The sequence below is a fragment of the Pseudomonas sp. DP-17 genome (assembly GCF_022380625.1).
In the GTDB taxonomy this organism is placed as follows: Bacteria; Pseudomonadota; Gammaproteobacteria; order Pseudomonadales; family Pseudomonadaceae; genus Pseudomonas; species Pseudomonas nitroreducens_A.
Genome location: NZ_JAKSXG010000001.1, coordinates 1,182,709 through 1,200,087, shown reverse-complemented (window position 1 = coordinate 1,200,087; position 17,379 = coordinate 1,182,709). Strand labels below are relative to the sequence as shown.

General features: G+C 66.1%; 16 protein-coding genes. 9 read left to right on the top strand and 7 right to left on the bottom strand.

The genetic code is table 11. The features are described from left to right. Window positions 1–25: 25 nt before the first annotated feature. The 3 genes from ispE to MJ122_RS05620 are packed head-to-tail and all read right to left on the bottom strand — an operon-like array spanning window position 26 to window position 3,263. A complete protein-coding gene (gene ispE / locus MJ122_RS05630; RefSeq protein WP_239742759.1) occupies window positions 26–874 on the bottom strand; it encodes a 4-(cytidine 5'-diphospho)-2-C-methyl-D-erythritol kinase in 849 nt (282 codons plus the stop codon). A 1-nt stretch (window position 875) separates the two neighbouring features. After that, window positions 876–1,493: a lipoprotein insertase outer membrane protein LolB gene (gene lolB, locus MJ122_RS05625; protein ID WP_088419116.1), complete on the bottom strand. Its 618-nt coding sequence runs from the start codon at window positions 1,491–1,493 to the stop codon at window positions 876–878. Window positions 1,494–1,496: 3 nt separating this feature from the next. Next, window positions 1,497–3,263, bottom strand: coding sequence for a tetratricopeptide repeat protein (locus MJ122_RS05620; RefSeq protein ID WP_239742757.1), 1,767 nt, complete (start codon window positions 3,261–3,263; stop codon window positions 1,497–1,499). A gap of 145 nt (window positions 3,264–3,408) precedes the next feature. On the opposite strand from MJ122_RS05620, the gene hemA reads away from it, so the two are divergent. From hemA to MJ122_RS05590, 6 genes are all read left to right on the top strand, one after another. Then, the gene (gene hemA / locus MJ122_RS05615; RefSeq protein WP_088419120.1) at window positions 3,409–4,677 is read left to right on the top strand and encodes a glutamyl-tRNA reductase; all 1,269 of its coding nucleotides are present in this window, start codon (window positions 3,409–3,411) and stop codon (window positions 4,675–4,677) included. Beyond that, on the top strand, window positions 4,674–5,756 hold the full coding sequence (gene prfA / locus MJ122_RS05610; RefSeq protein WP_088419122.1) for a peptide chain release factor 1: 1,083 nt from the start codon (window positions 4,674–4,676) through the stop codon (window positions 5,754–5,756). The genes hemA and prfA overlap by 4 nt, the downstream gene beginning before the upstream one ends. Before the next feature lie 30 nt (window positions 5,757–5,786). Beyond that, entirely contained in the window at window positions 5,787–6,617 is an 831-nt protein-coding gene (gene prmC, locus MJ122_RS05605) for a peptide chain release factor N(5)-glutamine methyltransferase (protein WP_239742755.1), read from the top strand. Then, window positions 6,611–7,366, top strand: a complete 756-nt coding sequence (locus MJ122_RS05600) for a molybdopterin-synthase adenylyltransferase MoeB (RefSeq protein WP_239742754.1) — start codon at window positions 6,611–6,613, stop codon at window positions 7,364–7,366. Before prmC ends, MJ122_RS05600 begins: the two co-directional genes overlap by 7 nt. Beyond that, on the top strand, window positions 7,359–8,153 hold the full coding sequence (gene murI, locus MJ122_RS05595; protein ID WP_088419128.1) for a glutamate racemase: 795 nt from the start codon (window positions 7,359–7,361) through the stop codon (window positions 8,151–8,153). Before MJ122_RS05600 ends, murI begins: the two co-directional genes overlap by 8 nt. 116 nt (window positions 8,154–8,269) lie before the next feature. Next, window positions 8,270–8,791, top strand: a complete 522-nt coding sequence (locus MJ122_RS05590) for an acyloxyacyl hydrolase (RefSeq protein WP_239742752.1) — start codon at window positions 8,270–8,272, stop codon at window positions 8,789–8,791. 127 nt (window positions 8,792–8,918) lie between these two features. Here MJ122_RS05590 and phrB read toward each other — a convergent pair whose 3' ends face one another. The 4 genes from phrB to MJ122_RS05570 form a co-directional block, all read right to left on the bottom strand. Then, window positions 8,919–10,346 carry a deoxyribodipyrimidine photo-lyase gene (phrB, locus tag MJ122_RS05585; protein WP_239742750.1) on the bottom strand — a complete coding sequence of 476 codons (1,428 nt, stop codon included), beginning with the start codon at window positions 10,344–10,346 and terminating at the stop codon, window positions 8,919–8,921. Beyond that, a complete protein-coding gene (locus MJ122_RS05580) occupies window positions 10,343–11,293 on the bottom strand; it encodes a MerR family transcriptional regulator (protein WP_239742748.1) in 951 nt (316 codons plus the stop codon). The genes phrB and MJ122_RS05580 overlap by 4 nt, the downstream gene beginning before the upstream one ends. Window positions 11,294–11,313: 20 nt before the next feature. Continuing rightward, the gene (locus tag MJ122_RS05575; protein WP_239742746.1) at window positions 11,314–12,273 is read right to left on the bottom strand and encodes a DUF523 and DUF1722 domain-containing protein; all 960 of its coding nucleotides are present in this window, start codon (window positions 12,271–12,273) and stop codon (window positions 11,314–11,316) included. A gap of 146 nt (window positions 12,274–12,419) precedes the next feature. Next, window positions 12,420–13,403 carry an NAD(P)/FAD-dependent oxidoreductase gene (locus MJ122_RS05570; protein WP_088419138.1) on the bottom strand — a complete coding sequence of 328 codons (984 nt, stop codon included), beginning with the start codon at window positions 13,401–13,403 and terminating at the stop codon, window positions 12,420–12,422. Window positions 13,404–13,680: 277 nt separating this feature from the next. On the opposite strand from MJ122_RS05570, the gene MJ122_RS05565 reads away from it, so the two are divergent. From MJ122_RS05565 to MJ122_RS05555, 3 genes are all read left to right on the top strand, one after another. After that, window positions 13,681–14,586, top strand: a complete 906-nt coding sequence (locus MJ122_RS05565) for a TIGR01777 family oxidoreductase (RefSeq protein WP_088419139.1) — start codon at window positions 13,681–13,683, stop codon at window positions 14,584–14,586. A gap of 115 nt (window positions 14,587–14,701) precedes the next feature. Continuing rightward, a complete protein-coding gene (hemH, locus tag MJ122_RS05560) occupies window positions 14,702–15,724 on the top strand; it encodes a ferrochelatase (RefSeq protein WP_239742744.1) in 1,023 nt (340 codons plus the stop codon). A 269-nt stretch (window positions 15,725–15,993) separates the two neighbouring features. After that, a complete protein-coding gene (locus tag MJ122_RS05555) occupies window positions 15,994–17,358 on the top strand; it encodes an MFS transporter (RefSeq protein ID WP_239742742.1) in 1,365 nt (454 codons plus the stop codon). Window positions 17,359–17,379: the final 21 nt, after the last annotated feature.

Here is a 17,379-nt window from a genome sequence, read left to right as displayed (position 1 = left end):
TACAACCGATTACATTGCTTTCTTCTCAGTCCAGGTTTTGCAGCTTTCGGTGCAACATCGAGATGTTACGCCCCTGGGCAACGAAACTTGGCAGAGTGGCCGGAAGTTGGCGGCGAACTTTATCAGCATCGCCCTTGTTTGGGAAGCTCCCAAACACACAAGCTCCGGTGCCGGTCAATCTCGCTTGGGTAAATTTACCTAGCTGGATCAGTGCGTTACGTACATCCGGGTAACGCTTCTCGACGACCGGCTGGCAGTCGTTATGACCGTCCACCCCGAGAAGGCTGCGAACTTTAATGGGCGGAGTATCCCGTGTCAACTCGGGATCGGAGAAAACTTCTGCTGTGGAGACAAAGACTTGCGGCACGACGACGAGGAACCAGGGCTCTTCCAGTTCCACGGGCGTCAGTCGCTCGCCGACGCCTTCGGCAAAGGCAGCCCGGCCGCGTACGAACACCGGTACGTCCGCGCCCAGGCCCAGGCCCAGCGCGGCGAGGCGGTCTTCGTCCCAGCCCAGTTGCCACAAATGATTCAGCGCGAGCAGGGTGGTTGCCGCGTCGGAGCTGCCCCCGCCGATGCCGCCGCCCATGGGCAGGCGCTTGTCCAGCCAGATGTCGGCGCCCAGCTGGCAACCCGATTGTTCCTGCAACCGGCGGGCGGCCCTGACGATCAGGTTGCTGTCGTGGGGAACGCCTTCGATCTCGGTGTTCAGGCGGATTTCACCGTCCTCGCGCACGGCGAATTGCAGTTCGTCACCGTGGTCGAGGAACTGGAAGAGCGTCTGCAGCTCGTGGTAGCCGTCGGCGCGACGGCCGGTGATGTGCAGGAACAGGTTGAGCTTGGCCGGGGCCGGCAGGGTGAGGCGGTCCTGCATGTCAGTGGCCCAGTTGGCGCGGTTGCCAGGTCTTCACCACCAGGGTCACGTCCAGATCCTGGCCGTGCAGTTTCAGGCGCTCGGGCAGCCAGTAGCCGTCCTGCTCGCTGTAGCGGGTGTACTCCACGTCCCAGCCGTCCTGCTGCAGCTTGGCCAATCGGCTGTCGCCATCCAGGGTCAGGCGGCTCTTGCTGTCCGGCGCGGGCAGGCCGCGAATCCACCAGAGCAGGTGGGAAACCGGCAGGCGCCAGCCCATCTGTTGTTCCAGCAGTTCTTCGGGGGACGCTGCTTCATAGCGCCCCTGGCCGGCGACCTCCAGGGTCACCGCACCTTCGCGCCCGGTCAGGCGTGCGGCGCCGCGACCCAGCGGGCCGGACAGGCGAATGTCGTAGTAGTCCTGGCGTTGCAGCCAGAACAGGGTGCCGCTGCCGGAGTCCCTGGGCGCGCGGATGCCGACCTTGCCGTCGATCTGCCAGCCGTCGAGGGTGGCGATGCGCGCCTTGTGGGCATTCCAGGCAGTAGCGTTGCCCTGGCCTTCCAGGGCTTCATGGGTGCCGAAGCTGGAGCAGCCGGCGAGCAGGGCAAGCGCGGCTGCGCCGATCAGGTGACGTAAACGCATAAATCAGAGGGTTCCGGAGCCGGTCAGGCGCTGCAGGGTGTCGCGCAGCACGGCGCTGTCGGGCTGGCTTTGCAGGGCGGTAGCCCAGACCTTGCGGGCTTCGCTCTGCTTGCCCTGGGCCCAGAGCACTTCGCCCAGGTGCGCAGCCACTTCGTGGTCGGGGAAGCGTTCCAGTGCCTTGCGCAGGTAGGTTTCCGCTTCGCTGAGGTTGCCCAGGCGGTAATTCACCCAGCCCAGGCTGTCGAGGATCGCAGGGTCATCCGGGTTCAGCGAGTGGGCCTTCTGGATCAGGTCGCGGGCTTCGCTGTAACGGGTAGTGCGGTCGGCCAGGGTGTAGCCCAGCGCATTGAGCGCCATGGCGTTGTCCGGCTCGCGCTGGATGATCAGCCGCAGGTCCTGCTCCATCTGCGCCAGGTCGTTGCGCTTCTCGGCGAGCATGGAGCGGGTGTAGAGCAGGTTGAGGTCGTCCGGGAACTGCTTGAGACCCTGCTGGATGACGCTCCACGCGCGGTCCACCTGGTCGCGGTTGGACAGGCCTTCGGCTTCGATCAGGTACAGCTGGATGGCGTAGTCCGGCTGGCGGTCGCGGGTTTCGGTGAGACGGCGCGAGGCCTCGTCATAGCGCTTCTGGTCCAGCAGGATCTCGGTGGAGCGCAGTTGGGCTGGGAGGAAGTCGTTGCCCGGGCCGACCAGGGCGTATTCCTTGAGCGCGGTCTCCGGGTCTTTCTTCTCCTCGGCCAGGCGGCCCAGGTTGAAGTGCGCGGAGTCGACGTGGCTGTCGCGCTCGACCAGTTCCTGCAGGTAGACCTTGGCTTCGTCCCAGGCCTGGGCTTCGAGGCAGACCAGGGCCAGGGAGAAACGCAGGTCGTCGTCGTCGGGGAATTGCTCGACCAGCGCTGAGAACTCGGCCTTGGCGTCTTCCAGGCGGTTCTGTTCCACCAGCAGGCGGGCGTAGGCGAGGTGGACGCGCTTGTCGTCCGGATGCTCCTTGATGCCATTCTTGAGCAGCGGCAGCGCTTCGTCGCTGCGCTTCATGCTTTGCAGCAGGCGCGCGCGCAGCAGCAGCGGGGCGACGTCGTGCTTGCTGGCGGAGTTGTCTTCGAGCAGGTGCAGGGCTTCCTGCGGGCGGCCGTCCTGCTGCAGCAGCAGGGCCTTGCCGAACAGCAGCTGGCCGTTGTCGGGATACTTCTTCAGCAGGCGGTCGAAGCTCTGCAACAGGCCGGCGCGGGTATCCGGGTCGGTCTCGGCGGCGGACAGCGCGAGGAAGTCGAAGTGGGTGTCGCCCTGGCCGTTGAGGACCTTCTCCATGTAGACCATGGACTCGTCGTACTGGCCGGTGCGCGCCAGCTGGATGGCGGCGGCGCGCTGGGCGTCGAGGTTGTCCGGTGCGGCCTTGGCCCAGATCAGCGAGGTGTCCAGGGCTTCCTGGTCGGCGCCCAGGTACTCGGCGATGCGGAACGCGCGCTCGGCGACGCCCGGGTCCTGCGTTTCCTTGGCCTGCTCGACGTAGTTGGCGAGGGCGATGTCGAAACGGTTGCGCTGCCCGGCGATCTCGGCGGTGAGCAGCGAGAACATCGTGTCTTCGCTGAAGGAGCCGTACTTCTGGTTCTTCTGCGCAGCCGCGGTCTTGTCCTTCTCCGCGGAAGCACTGTCGGTGTTTTTCTGGGTAAGAGACTGGCAGCCGCCGAGCAGCAGCAGAGCAGTCAGCAGCGCAAGAGACTTGTTCATAGAGGAAGGACGAGGGCCTGACCTGCGAAATGGGACCATCATGACATAAGGAAAGTGCCAATCCCATGGGCAAGCGCCGCTGACGGACCTGTATACGATTTGCCGTGTGCGATACGTCGCGGGTGGTTGTCCTTCACAAGGCTAAGTAGGACAATTGCGGGCTTTCCGATCAGCTCAGCGATTCTGCATGGCCTTCATTGCCCTCGGCATCAACCACAAGACCGCGTCCGTGGCCGTCCGCGAGCGCGTGGCCTTTACTCCCGAGCAGATGGTCGAGGCCCTGCAGCTATTGTGCAGGCTGACTTCCAGCCGCGAAGCCGCGATCCTCTCCACCTGCAACCGCAGCGAACTCTACCTGGAGATCGAGCATCCGGACGCCGGCGATGTGCTGGCCTGGCTGGCCGATTATCACAACCTGGGAATCGACGACCTGCGCGCCTGCGCCTATGTCCACCAGGACGAGGAAGCCGTGCGCCACATGATGCGCGTCGCCGCGGGCCTGGACTCCATGGTGCTGGGCGAGCCGCAGATCCTCGGGCAGATGAAGTCCGCGTACGCCGTGGCCCGCGAGGCCGGCACCGTCGGGCCGATGCTGGGGCGCTTGTTCCAGGCCACCTTCAGCACCGCCAAGACCGTGCGCACCGACACCGCCATCGGCGAGAACCCGGTGTCCGTGGCCTTCGCCGCAGTCAGCCTGGCCCGGCAGATCTTCAGCGACCTGAGCCGCAGCCAGGCGCTGCTGATCGGCGCCGGCGAGACCATCACCCTGGTCGCCCGTCACCTGCACGAGCAGGGCGTGAAGCGCATCGTGGTCGCCAACCGCACCCTGGAGCGCGCCAGCCAGTTGGCCGAGCAGTTCGGCGCCCGCGCCATCCTGCTTGCCGACATGCCGGACGAGCTGGTCAACAGCGATATCGTCATCAGTTCCACTGCCAGCCAGTTGCCGATCCTCGGCAAGGGCGCGGTGGAGCGCGCGCTGAAACAGCGCCGGCACAAACCGATGTTCATGGTCGACATCGCCGTCCCGCGCGACATCGAGCCGGAAGTCGGCGAGCTGGAAGACGTCTACCTCTATAGCGTCGACGACCTCCACGAAGTGGTCGCCGAGAACCTCAAGAGCCGCCAGGGTGCCGCCCAGGCCGCCGAGGAACTGGTCGGCGATGGCGTGCACGAGTTCATGCTGCGCCTGCGCGAGCTGGCCGCGGTCGACGTATTGCGCGCTTACCGCCAGCAGGCCGAGCGCCTGCGCGACGAGGAAACCCAGAAGGCCCAGCGCCTGCTGGCCAACGGTGCCGACCCGATGGAGGTCATCGCCCAGCTCGGCCGTGGCCTGACCAACAAATTACTGCATGCCCCCAGCGTGCAGATGAAGAAACTCTCCGCCGAAGGCCGCATCGATGCGCTGGCCGTCGCGCAGGAACTGTTCGCCCTCGAGGAGGGCACTGACAAGCGATGAAAGCGTCCCTCCTGAAAAAGCTGGATATCCTCAGCGACCGCTATGAAGAGCTGACCGCTCTCCTGGGCGACGCCGAGGTGATCAGCGACCAGACCAAGTTCCGCGCCTACTCCCGTGAATACGCGGAAGTGGAGCCGGTCATCCTCGCCTTCCGCGAGTTCCGCAAGGTGCAGTCGGACCTGGAGGGCGCCCAGGCGCTGCTCAAGGACAGCGACCCGGACCTGCGCGAGATGGCCGAGGAAGAAGTCGCCGAGGCGAAGACCGCCCTGGTCGGCCTGGAGGATCGCCTGCAGCGCATGCTGCTGCCCAAGGACCCCAACGACGGCCGCAACGTCTTCCTGGAAATCCGTGCCGGCACGGGCGGCGACGAAGCCGCGATCTTCTCCGGCGACCTGTTCCGCATGTACTCGCGCTACGCCGAGAAGCAGGGCTGGCGCGTGGAGATCATGTCCGAGAACGAGGGCGAGCACGGCGGCTATAAAGAAGTCATCGCCCGCGTCGAGGGCGACAACGTCTACGCCAAGCTCAAGTTCGAGTCCGGCGCCCACCGCGTGCAGCGCGTGCCAGCCACCGAATCCCAGGGGCGTATCCATACCTCGGCCTGCACCGTCGCGGTGCTGCCGGAGCCTGACGAACAGGCGGCCATCGAGATCAACCCGGCCGACCTGCGCGTGGACACCTACCGCTCCTCTGGCGCCGGCGGCCAGCATGTGAACAAGACCGACTCGGCGGTGCGCATCACGCACATCCCGTCGGGCATCGTGGTCGAGTGCCAGGAAGAGCGCTCGCAGCACAAGAACCGCGCCAAGGCCATGGCCTGGCTCGCGGCCAAGCTCAATGACCAGCAGCAATCTGCGGCCCAGCAGGCGATTGCCAGCACGCGCAAGCTGCTGGTCGGCTCGGGTGATCGCTCCGAGCGCATCCGCACCTACAATTTCCCCCAGGGCCGGGTGACCGACCACCGCATCAACCTCACCCTGTATTCCCTGGGGGAGGTCATGGAAGGTGCAGTGGAGCAAGTCATCGAGCCGCTATTGCAAGAGTTCCAGGCCGACCAGCTGGCCGCGCTCGGTGATTGAGACCGCGGGCGACTGAGAGAGCGACAGACCATGGCAACCATCATGACCCTGCTCAACGAGGCGCATCTGCCGGACTCGCCCAGCGCGCGCCTGGATGCCGAGCTGCTGCTCGCCGCCGCGCTGGGCAAACCGCGCAGCTTCCTGCGGACCTGGCCTGAACGTGTGGTCAGCCGCGAGGCCCATGACCTCTTTGACCTCTACCTGTCTCGCCGCATCGCCGGTGAGCCAGTGGCCTACATCCTCGGTCGCCAGGGCTTCTGGAGCCTGGACCTGGAAGTCGCGCCGCACACCCTGATTCCGCGCCCGGACACCGAACTGCTGGTCGAGACCGCGCTGGCGCTGCTGCCGGCCTCGCCGTCGCGCGTGCTTGACCTGGGTACCGGCACTGGCGCCATCGCCCTTGCCCTGGCGTGCGAGCGCCTGAGCTGGCAGGTGCTGGGCGTCGACCGCATTCCCGAGGCCGTGGCGCTGGCCGAGCGCAACCGCGAACGCCTGCGCTTGGCCAACGTCGCCTTCCGCGCCAGTCACTGGTTCTCGGCGGTCGATGGCGAGCGCTTCGCGCTGATCGTCAGCAACCCGCCCTACATTCCCAGTACCGACCCGCACCTCAAACAGGGCGACGTGCGCTTCGAGCCTTCGAGTGCACTGGTCTCCGGGCCGGACGGGCTGGACGACATCCGCCTGATCATCGACCAGGCGCCGGATCATCTGGAAAACGGCGGTTGGCTGATGCTCGAACATGGCTTCGACCAGCCTGACGCCGTGCGTGACCTGCTGCTCAGCCGAGGCTTCAGCGCAGTGGAAAGCCGTCGGGACCTGGGCGGCCACGAACGCATCAGCCTGGGGCGCTGGACATGCTGACCGACAACGAACTGCTGCGTTACAGCCGGCAGATCCTCCTGCCGCAGATCGACGTGGACGGCCAGCTGCGCCTGAAAGAAAGCCGTGTGCTGATCGTCGGCCTTGGCGGCCTGGGGGCGCCGGTGGCGTTGTACCTGGCAGCGGCCGGTGTCGGCGAGCTGCACCTGGCGGACTTCGATACGGTGGATCTGACCAACCTGCAGCGGCAGATTATCCATGACACCGACAGCGTGGGCGCGAGCAAGGTGGATTCCGCCACCGCCCGCCTCACCGCGATCAACCCGGACGTAAAGCTGGTCGCCCACCGCCAGGCGCTGGACGCCGATTCCCTTGGCGCCGCCGTGGCGGGCGTGGACCTGGTGCTGGATTGCTGCGACAACTTCGGCACCCGCGAGGCAGTGAACGCGGCCTGCGTCGCCGCGAAGAAACCACTGGTGAGCGGTGCGGCCATCCGCCTGGAAGGGCAGCTGTCGGTGTTCGACCCGCGCCGCGAGGAAAGCCCGTGCTACCACTGCCTCTATGGCCACGGCAGCGAAGCCGAACTGACCTGCAGCGAGGCTGGCGTGGTCGGCCCGCTGGTGGGCCTGGTGGGCAGCCTGCAGGCGCTGGAGGCGCTGAAGCTGCTGGCCGGCTTCGGCGAGCCGCTGGTCGGCCGCCTGCTGCTGATCGATGCTCTCGGCACGCGCTTTCGCGAGCTGCGGGTCAAGCGCGATCCGCAGTGCGCCGTTTGCGGAGCCGCGCATGGCTGATGCCGCGCCCATCGGCGTGTTCGATTCCGGTGTGGGCGGCCTCAGCGTCCTTCACGAAATCCGGGCGCGGCTTCCCCATGAGTCCCTGATCTACCTCGCCGACTGCGGCCACGTGCCCTACGGCGAAAAGACTCCCGAGTACATCCGCGCGCGCTGCCGCGCCATCGCCGAGTTCCTCCTTCGCCGTGGCGCCAAGGCGCTGGTGCTGGCTTGCAACACGGCCACCGCGGCCGCCGCTGCTGACCTGCGCGAGCTTTACCCGCAGCTGCCCATCGTCGCCATGGAGCCGGCGGTGAAGCCGGCGGCCGAAGCAACCCGCAGTGGGGTGGTCGGGGTGCTCGCCACCACGGGCACCCTGAAGAGTGCCCGCTTCGCCGCACTGCTGGATCGCTTCGCCAGCGACGTGCGCGTCATTACCCAGCCCTGTCCGGGGCTCGTGGAGCGCATCGAGCTGGGCGACCTGAGCGGCCCGCAGACCCGTGAACTGCTGCAAGGGTATGTCGCGCCGCTGCTGGCAGAGGGCTGCGACACGCTGATTCTGGGCTGCACCCATTACCCTTTCCTACGTCCGCTGTTGCGCGAATTGGTACCGGCCGACGTGTCGCTGATCGACACCGGAGCGGCTGTGGCGCGCCAGCTTGAGCGGTTACTGTGCTCGCGTGAGTTACTGGCCGACTCCCCTGGAAAAAAAATTGAGCTATGGACCAGTGGTGCAGTCGAAGCCCTTGAACGCGTACTTCCAGCGCTTTGGGGATCTGACGAGACCGTTGGCTACTTCCCAGGCTGATCGAAAAAATAGCTGGCTATGAACCTTCGTCTGTCAGCGAATGCTGACAAATGGCCTTATAATCGCCAGCTATTCGCGGGGATTTTTCATTCAGCTTTCTAATAAAGGATGTTTCGATGAAGAAACTACTCTCGCTCGCCGCCGTGGCAGCTTTGACTCTGGGGCACCTGGTCTGCGCACAGGCCGCTGACCTGACTGGCGCCGTTGGCTTCACTGGACAGAACACCATGACCTACCGCCTCGGCCTGGGTTTCGACTGGGACAAGAGCTGGTGGGAAAGTTCCACAGGCCGCCTGACCGGCTACTGGGACGCGGGCTACACCTACTGGGAAGGCGGTGATGAGGCCAGCGGCCGTCATTCGCTGTCCTTCAGTCCCGTGTTCGTTTACGAGTTCTCCGGTGAGAAGGTCAAACCCTTCGTCGAAGCCGGTATCGGGGTGGCCGTCTTCAGTGGCTCGCGCGTTGGCGACCAGAACCTGGGCGGTGCCTTCAACTTCGAGGATCGCCTGGGCGTAGGCCTGCGCTTCGGCGAAGGCCAGGCGCTGGGCGTGCGTGCCATGCACTATTCGAACGCCGGCATCAGCCAGCCGAATGATGGTATCGAATCCTACAGCCTCTATTACACGCATCCGCTGTAACGGATCGCTGACAAAGAAAGCCGGGCTCTGGGCCCGGCTTTTTTGTGCGTTGCGTAAAGGGCTGAGGGCGTCAGTGAGCGTAGGAGCGGGCCGATGACACACTCCTACAGGTACGCAGCGGTCGGTATCAGCGGACAGCCGAAAGGCTCTTGAACGCCTCCAGCGCCCGCTCCCGAGTGGCCGACAGGTCGCAAATCGGCTGTGGATAACCCTGCACGCCGAACAACCCGAGTCTGGAGGGATCGTGCGCCGCCTTGCCGTCCAGTCCGGCCAGCTCCGGCAGCCAGCGGCGAATGAAGCGGCCCTCCGGGTCGAAGCGCTCGGACTGCGAGATCGGGTTGAATATGCGGAAGTAGGGCGCCGCGTCGGTGCCGGTGGAGGCGCTCCATTGCCAGCCGCCGTTGTTCGCGGCCAGGTCGCCGTCGATCAGGTGGCGCATGAACCAGCGTTCGCCCTCGCGCCAGTCGATCAGCAGGTTCTTGGTGAGGAACATCGCCACCACCATGCGCAGGCGGTTATGCATCCAGCCGGTGGCGAGCAACTGGCGCATGGCGGCGTCGATGATGGGGAAGCCGGTGCGGCCCTGTTGCCAGGCCTCCAGGCCTTTCGGATCGTAGCGCCATTTCAGCTTCTCGGTGTCCTCGCGGAAGGCGCGGTGCCGGCTGACGCGCGGGAAGCCGACCAGGATGTGCTTGTAGAACTCGCGCCAGAGCAGCTCATTGATCCAGCTGACCGCGCCGCTGTTGCCCGTCTCGAACTCACCGTGGTTGTTCGCCAGCGCCGCGTGCAGGCACTGTCGCGGCGACAGCACGCCGGCGGCCAGGTACGGCGAAAGGCGGCTGGTGCCATCGCGGGCGGGGAGGTCGCGAGTGTCCTGGTAAGTCTTGAGGATTTCGTCGGTGAACAGGTCCATCCGCTCGTGCGCCGCTTCCTCCCCGGCTGGCCATTGCTCGCGCAACGAGATCGGCGGCGTTTCGAAACCCTCGACCTGTTCGGGTACCTCATCACTGGCGATATGCAGTTCCTGCTGCGCGCGGGGGGCGGGCACCAGGCTGGGCACACCCAGATTCAGGCGTTCGTAGCAGACCTTGCGGAACTGGCTGTAGACCTGGAAATAGGTACCGCCCTTGGTGAGGAGGGTGCCGGGCGTGAAGAAGAGTTGATCGAGATGGCTGCGCAGGCGGATGCCGTCGTCCGCCAGTGCCTTCTCCACAGCGGCATCGCGCACGGCTTCGTTGATCCCGTATTCCTCGTTGACGTGGACCGTCTCGATGTCCAGCTCCTGGCACAGCTGGCTGACGAGGTTCGGCGCTTCGTCCCAGTCGTCCGCCGTGCGGATCAGTAGCGGAATGTGCAGCTTGTCGAGGCCGGTGCGCAGGTCGCGCAGGTTGCGCAGCCAGAAGTCGATCTTGCACGGCGCGTCATCGTGGCGCAGCCACTGGCCGGGGCTGAGCAGGTAGAGGGCGATCACCGGGCCGCGCTCGGCGGCGGCGTGCAGGGCGCTGTTGTCGCGCAGGCGCAGGTCATTGCGCAGCCAGACCAGTTGGCGCTTCATGCGACCTCCCTGTTGAGCAGGTGCAGTTCACGCAGCAGGCCAAACGCGGCAACCGGGTCGCCGGCCAGGTGCAGCGGTGGCTCGGCGATGGCCAATTCCTGAAGCGCATCGGGGTGGATCGCGGTGGCGGGGCCGGCCAGCACGCGCGGGCAATCGACGCCCGCCAGCAGTCGCGGCAATTGCAGCAGGTTCAACGTGCGGCTGGAATAAAGCAGCACGGCTCGTGGCTGCAGGCGTTCCACGGCCAGCGCCAGTTCTCCCGGCGGCAGTGGCCAGTCGAATATTTCCAGGGGGCAACCGGCGCTGCCGGCCAGCCAGGCGGTCAGCCACAGGCCCGGCTCCAGCGGCAGGCCGGACTGGTTCACCAGCAATAGCGGAGCGCCGCGCTGCTGGCGGTTGTGATGATAGAGGCGGGTGCCGAACTTGGTGCGCAGCCAGGTATGGAAGAAGACGCGCTCCAATTGCGCGCCGAACTGGCCCTGCCAGCGCTTTTCGAGCTCGTCCAGCAGCGGCAACATCAATTGCTCGCAGAGGGTGAGTGCGGGGTAGATCGCCAGCGCGCCGTTGAACAGTTCGTCCAGCTGGCGCTCGTTGATCCGGCCGATGGCGGCAATGCATTGCTGGCGCAGGTCGTCCCAGGGCGAGGCGGCGGCCTCCATCGATGGCGGTGCATCTTCGTCGAGCAGCGCGCGAATCTTGCTCACCGCCACACCACGACCGAGCCAGGTGAGAATGGCCTGGATGCGCGCAATCTGCGCTTCGGAGTAGAGGCGGTGGCCCTTGGGCGTGCGTTGCGGCATCACCAGGCCGTAACGACGCTCCCAGGCACGCAGGGTGACCGGGTTGACACCGGTACGGCGGGAGACTTCGCGAATCGGCAGCCAGCCTTCGGCCAGGGCCTGGCGATAGTCGTCGTCGGAGTCGCGGTGGGGTTGGTCGGGGTTCATGGCGTTCCTGTCGGTGCGCATCAGATGGCGTTGCGCAGGCTCAGCTCTTCAGGGTGGGGCTGAAGGTAGGCCTGGGCATCGATATAAGGGTGCGGGTGCAGGCGGAAGTGGTGCTTGAGCAGCGTCAGCGGCACCACCAGAGGAATCACGCCTTCGCGGTACTGCTCGATCAGGCGCTGCATCTCGGCTTTGTCCGGCGCGGGCAGGTCATGCTTGAGATAGCCAGCCAGGTGCTGCAGCACGTTGCTGTGGGTACTGCGGGTGGCGCAGGTGCCCAGCGCCGTCATGAAGTCGCGCAGGTAGGCCGGGGCGAATTCCTCGAGCGGCACGTCGCCGATCTTTGCCAGGCGCTGGCCGAGCAGGCTGTATTGGCGCGGGTTATGCGCCAGCAGCTGGTACTTGTAGCGCGAGTGGAAGCCGATCACCGCGTGGCGTGTCAGGCCCGTCTCGCAAAGCTTTTTCCAGGCGGCGAAGGCGTACACACGGGTCAGGAAGTTTTCGCGGATGACGGGATCGTTGAGCCGGCCTTCTTCTTCCACTGGCAGTTCCGGGCGCGCGGCGCAGAAGGTTTCTGCATAAAGTCCACGGACACCGGGCGGGCGCAGCTGGCCATCGGCGCGGTACAGCTTCACCCGATGCAATCCGCAGGAGGGCGATTGTTGCATGAATATGTAGCCGCAAAGGTCGGGTAACCGCTGTGCCTGCTGCTGGCCGAAGTCACGCAGGGCTTGGCTGACGTCGCGACCGCCCTCGCGCTGGATCAGCGCTCTGGGGTCGCCGTGGTCGCCTACCAGGCGCAGGGTAGGCCTGGGCACACTCAGGCCGATGGCCACTTCGGGACACACCGGGACAAAGTCGAAATGGCGGCTGAGCACATCCAGGCACAGGTGCGAGGCTTTGTGCCCGCCGTTGTAGCGCACCGGCTCGCCCAGCAGGCAGGCGCTGATGCCGAGCTTGGGGCGGGAAGTGGTGTTGGACATGGCGGTTACCGATTACTTGTACAGTTTGATTTTCTTGTACAACTATCGATAAGCATATGCGCAGAATTGTACAAGTGCAAAAACTTGTACAGGCGCAGGCGCGCCCGGGTTGTCACCGGCCTCCGGGAGACGAGGGCCGGTGGGCGTCAGAGATGTTCGAGCAAGCGGCGAGCGGCTTCCTGGCCGCTGAGCCAGGCACCTTCGACACGGCCGGACAGGCACCAGTCGCCGCAGGCGTAGATGCCCAAGTCAGCATCGGCCAAGGCGCCGAATTGATGGGCCTCCATCGGCCGCGCATAGAGCCAGCGGTGGGCCAGGGCGAAGTCCGGGGCGTGGACGGCGCAGCCGATCAGTTCGGCGAAGGCACCGCGCAGGTGTTCGATCACGCTTTCCTTGGGCAGGTCGATGTGCTGCTTGCTCCAGCCGCTGGCGGCGTGCAGCACCCAGGTATCCAACTGCTCGTCACGGCCCGGCTTGGAATGGTTGCTGGCCAGCCAGGACAGCGGACCCTCATGCACGAAGCAGCCTTGCACCGGCGTGTCCAGTGGCTCGCGGAAGGCCAGCGCGACGGCCCAGGTCGGCTCCATGGCGATGCTCGCGGCGGCGGCGGCCAGCTTCGGCGCGCTGGCCAGCAGCGCGGCGGCCTGGGGCGCGGGCGTGGCCACCAGCACGCGGCTGAACGGCCCGTGGGTCTGGCCCTCGGAGTCCTGCAGGTGCCAATGTTCCTCGCCGCGGTACACCTCGGTAATGCGGCAGGCGAAAGTCACCGTCTGGTCCTGCAGCAGCGCGCGGGTAATCGCGCTCATGCGCGGCGTGCCGACCCAGCGCGGCTGCTCGTCAGGGGAGGGGCTCAGTTCGCCGTCGCGGTATTGATACAGGGCCGGGTCCCACTCGGCGACCCAGCCGTGCTCGCGCCATTGCTGGATGGCGTCGAGGAAGCGCCGGTCGCGGGCGGTGAAGTATTGCGCGCCGAGATCCAGCGCTCCGGCTTCGCTGCGCTTGCTGGCCATGCGGCCGCCGCTGCCGTGGCCCTTGTCGAACAGCTGGACGATCTGTCCGGCGTTCTGCAGGGCGTGGGCGGCCGAGAGTCCGGCGATACCGGTGCCAATGATGGCGATGGGGGCGTTCATGACATGCCTCGTCATCTGTCTGCTTTGTCGCTTTACAGGCGGGGTATTCTTGTACAAACCAGATTATCTGTACAATTAGCTTTCAGTTGCCCGCGCCCGTCAACGATAGGAGTCCGATCATCGGAACCTTCAGCGCCGCATCGGTTCATTCAGGAATGAGCCCGGCACCGGTTCCGGCACATACAGCGTAGACCTCGCCGTAGAGGGAGTGTCAATGCAATCGCCTCCCTCTCGTCCAGACTGATGGAAGGTGGAAACACGCAACCAGGAGTTCGCCATGCACATTCTCTTGACCGGCGGTACCGGTCTGATCGGCCGTCGACTGTGCCGCCAGTGGGCCGCCCAGGGGCACCAGCTCACCGTGCTGAGCCGCCAGCCGCAGCGCGTCGCCTCGCTGTGCGGAGAGGCGGTGCGCGGTATCGCCGACTTCGAGGCCTATGGTGACGGGCCGCTGGACGCGGTGGTCAACCTGGCCGGCGAGCCCATCGCCGACAAGCCCTGGAGTGCCCGGCGCAAGGCCCTGCTGTGGGACAGCCGGGTGCGCCTGACCGAGCGCCTGGTCAGCTGGCTCGAAGGCCGCAGCCAGCGCCCGGCGGTACTGATCAACGGCTCGGCGGTTGGCTGGTACGGCGACGCCGGCGAGCGGCCGCTGGAAGAGAACAGCGCGGCGGCCGGGGAAGACTTCGCCAGCGAGCTGTGCCTGGCCTGGGAGCAGATCGCCCGCGAGGCCGAAGCCCTGGGTATCCGCGTGGTCCTGGTGCGCACCGGCCTGGTGCTGGCGCCCGAAGGCGGCTTCCTCAAGCGCCTGCTGCCGCCTTTCCGCCTGGGCGCCGGCGGGCGACTGGGCAATGGTCGCCAATGGATGTCCTGGATCCATATAGAAGACCAGATCGCCCTGATCGATTTTCTTTTGCGCAGGGATGATGCCAGCGGTCCCTATAATGCGTGCGCGCCGCAGCCGGTGCGTAATCGCGACTTCACCCAGGAGCTGGGCCAGGCGCTGCAGCGGCCGACACTGATGCCGGTGCCGGGCTTCGCCTTGCGCCTGCTGCTGGGCGAGATGTCGATCCTGCTGCTGGGCGGGCAACGCATCGTGCCGCGCCGCCTGCTGGATGCTGGCTTCGTGTTCCGCTTCCCGGAGCTGAAGGATGCGCTGGCCGATGTGTTGCGCGAAGCCCGCTGAAGATTGCCGTGGCCGATGCCCTGCGGCATCGGCGACAAGCCTTGCTGAAATCCGTTGCGTGTAAACTGCGCAGCCTGCACGACCACCTCCCACCGTACCGGTTTAAGGACACTGCATGACCCAAAACGCCCTCCTGCTGGTCAACCTGGGATCACCGGCCTCCACCCAGGTCGAGGACGTGCGCCGTTACCTCGATCAGTTCCTCATGGACCCTTACGTGATCGACCTGCCCTGGCCGATCCGCCGGCTGCTGGTTTCGCTGGTGCTGCGCAAACGCCCGGAGGAATCCGCCCACGCCTATGCGTCGATCTGGTGGGACGAGGGCTCGCCGCTGGTCGTGCTGAGCCGCCGCCTGCAGGAAGCCGTGCGGCCGTGCTGGCCGCACGGCCCGGTAGAGCTGGGCATGCGCTACGGCGAGCCGTCCATCGAGGGTGCGCTGCTGCGCCTGAGCCAGCAGGGCGTCACCCAGGTGACATTCGCGCCGCTCTATCCGCAGTTCGCCGACAGCACCACCACCACCGCCATCGAGGAAGCCCGCCGGGTGATGCGCGAGCACAACCTGAAGCTGGAGCTGAAGGTGCTGCCGCCGTTCTACGCCGAGCCCGAGTACCGCCAGGCGCTGGTGGAGAGCGTGAAGCCCTATCTGGACCAACCCTACGATCACCTGCTGCTGAGCTTCCACGGGCTGCCCGAGTCGCACATCCGCAAGCTGGTGAAGGACAAGCGCCACGACCTCACCGCCAGCTCCAGCCGCGGCGTGCACGAGGACGTCATGGCGGTCTGTTATCGCAGCCAGTGCCTGCGGACGGCGGAGGACTTTGCTGCTGGCGCCGGGCTCGAGGATGGACGCTGGTCGGTATCCTTCCAGTCGCGCCTGGGCCGCAACAAATGGATCGAACCCTACACCGAGGCGCAGCTGGACAAGCTTGGCAAGCAGGGCGTGAAGCGCCTGCTGGTGATGTGCCCGGCCTTCGTCGCCGACTGCATCGAGACCCTGGAAGAGATCGGCCAGCGGGGCCAGGAGCAGTTCCGCGCGGCGGGTGGCGAAGAGCTGGTACTGGTGCCTTGCCTGAACGACCAGGCGTTGTGGGCGCGGGCGCTGGCAAAGCTTTGCGAGCGGATGCCGGCTGCAGTTTGAACCCGTCAGGCAGGGCGCATAACGCCTCAAGCATCATGCGCCCTGCACGAAGGTGCGGCACTTCGCAGGAGCGAGCTGGCTTGCGAAGTCGTCCAGCGGCGGGCTCCCGCCAAAACCCGCCGTCCGATCCCTGACCACCCATTCATCAGCCAACGGCCGACGCGCGCATTCAGAGACCTGATAGTGCGCGCGCGACGCGTTCGCAATGCCTACTCTGCGGGTTCTCCCCTTCGCCTTCGCCGCGATTGGCGGCGTTTCAGGAGCCCGGCATGAACAACAACAATAACGGCTACCCCTCCAGTGCCGTGGCCTGGTCCACGGTTGCGATCCTCATGGTCGCGTACGTGCTTTCCTTCATCGACCGACAGATTCTCAACCTGCTGGTCGGTCCCATCCGTCGCGACCTGGAGATCAGCGACACGCAGATGAGCCTGCTGATGGGTCTGTCCTTCGCGTTGTTCTACACCCTGTGCGGCATCCCGCTCGGGCGCATGGCCGACAGCCGCAGCCGCCGCGGGCTGATCACCGTCGGCGTGCTGATCTGGAGCGCCATGACCGCCGCCTGCGGTCTGGCTCGCCAGTACTGGCACTTCCTGCTGTTCCGCGTCGGTGTCGGCGTGGGCGAGGCGGCCTTGTCGCCGGCGGCCTATTCACTGATCGCCGACAGCTTCCCGGCCAACCGCCGCGCCACTGCCATCAGCGTCTATTCCATGGGCATCTACCTCGGCTCGGGGCTGGCCTTCCTGCTCGGCGGGCTGGTGATCAAGTTCGCCTCCGCCCAGGGCGACGTGCACCTGCCGATCCTCGGTGAGGTGCGCCCCTGGCAGCTGATCTTCCTGATACTCGGCGCCGCCGGCGTGCTCTTCACCCTGCTGATGCTCGCGGTGAAGGAGCCGACCCGTCGCGGCGTGGGCGCCGGCGTGGTGGTGCCGATGAGCGAAGTGGGCGCTTACCTGCGCGCCAACCGCAAGACCGTGCTCTGCCACAACTTCGGCTTCGCCTGCATCTCCTTCGCCAGCTACGGCAGCGGCGCCTGGGTGCCGACCTTCTTCGTCCGCACCTACGGCTGGGATGCCGGCCACGTGGGCGTGGTGTACGGCAGCATCGTCGCGGTGTTCGGCTGCCTGGGCATCGTCTGTGGCGGCCGCCTGGCCGACTACTGGGCCAAGCGCGGACGCACCGACGCCAACATGCGTGTGGGGCTGCTGGCGGCCGTCCTGGCCATTCCGCTGAGCCTGGTCTATCCGCTGCTGGACAGCGGCAACGCAGCGGCAGCCATGATGGCGCCCATCGTCTTCTTCCTCAGCATGCCCTTCGGTGTCGCCCCGGCGGCCATCCAGGAAATCATGCCCAACTCCATGCGCGGGCAGGCCTCGGCCATCTACCTGTTCGTGGTCACGCTACTGGGCCTGGGCATCGGTCCGACCGCCATCGCCCTGGTGACCGACTACGTGTTCGGCGACGACATGGCGCTGCGCTACTCGCTGCTGATCGTCAGCGTCGTGGCACTGGTCGCGGGTGCGTTGCTGCTGGCCAATGGCCTGAAGCCCTACCGTGCGAGCCTCGAACACCTCAAGAGTTGGAGTCTCAAGGACGAAAGCTCCAGCGGCGCGCTGCAACGCCAGCCGGCCTGAACGCGCCCTGGCTGATCGAGC

Coding starts and splice junctions, on each gene's coding strand:
- ispE (WP_239742759.1), bottom strand. CDS start 874: ATGCAGGACCGCCTCACCCTGCCGGCCCCGGCCAAGCTCAACCTGTTC.
- lolB (WP_088419116.1), bottom strand. CDS start 1,493: ATGCGTTTACGTCACCTGATCGGCGCAGCCGCGCTTGCCCTGCTCGCC.
- MJ122_RS05620 (WP_239742757.1), bottom strand. CDS start 3,263: ATGATGGTCCCATTTCGCAGGTCAGGCCCTCGTCCTTCCTCTATGAAC.
- hemA (WP_088419120.1), top strand. CDS start 3,409: ATGGCCTTCATTGCCCTCGGCATCAACCACAAGACCGCGTCCGTGGCC.
- prfA (WP_088419122.1), top strand. CDS start 4,674: ATGAAAGCGTCCCTCCTGAAAAAGCTGGATATCCTCAGCGACCGCTAT.
- prmC (WP_239742755.1), top strand. CDS start 5,787: ATGGCAACCATCATGACCCTGCTCAACGAGGCGCATCTGCCGGACTCG.
- MJ122_RS05600 (WP_239742754.1), top strand. CDS start 6,611: ATGCTGACCGACAACGAACTGCTGCGTTACAGCCGGCAGATCCTCCTG.
- murI (WP_088419128.1), top strand. CDS start 7,359: ATGGCTGATGCCGCGCCCATCGGCGTGTTCGATTCCGGTGTGGGCGGC.
- MJ122_RS05590 (WP_239742752.1), top strand. CDS start 8,270: ATGAAGAAACTACTCTCGCTCGCCGCCGTGGCAGCTTTGACTCTGGGG.
- phrB (WP_239742750.1), bottom strand. CDS start 10,346: ATGAAGCGCCAACTGGTCTGGCTGCGCAATGACCTGCGCCTGCGCGAC.
- MJ122_RS05580 (WP_239742748.1), bottom strand. CDS start 11,293: ATGAACCCCGACCAACCCCACCGCGACTCCGACGACGACTATCGCCAG.
- MJ122_RS05575 (WP_239742746.1), bottom strand. CDS start 12,273: ATGTCCAACACCACTTCCCGCCCCAAGCTCGGCATCAGCGCCTGCCTG.
- MJ122_RS05570 (WP_088419138.1), bottom strand. CDS start 13,403: ATGAACGCCCCCATCGCCATCATTGGCACCGGTATCGCCGGACTCTCG.
- MJ122_RS05565 (WP_088419139.1), top strand. CDS start 13,681: ATGCACATTCTCTTGACCGGCGGTACCGGTCTGATCGGCCGTCGACTG.
- hemH (WP_239742744.1), top strand. CDS start 14,702: ATGACCCAAAACGCCCTCCTGCTGGTCAACCTGGGATCACCGGCCTCC.
- MJ122_RS05555 (WP_239742742.1), top strand. CDS start 15,994: ATGAACAACAACAATAACGGCTACCCCTCCAGTGCCGTGGCCTGGTCC.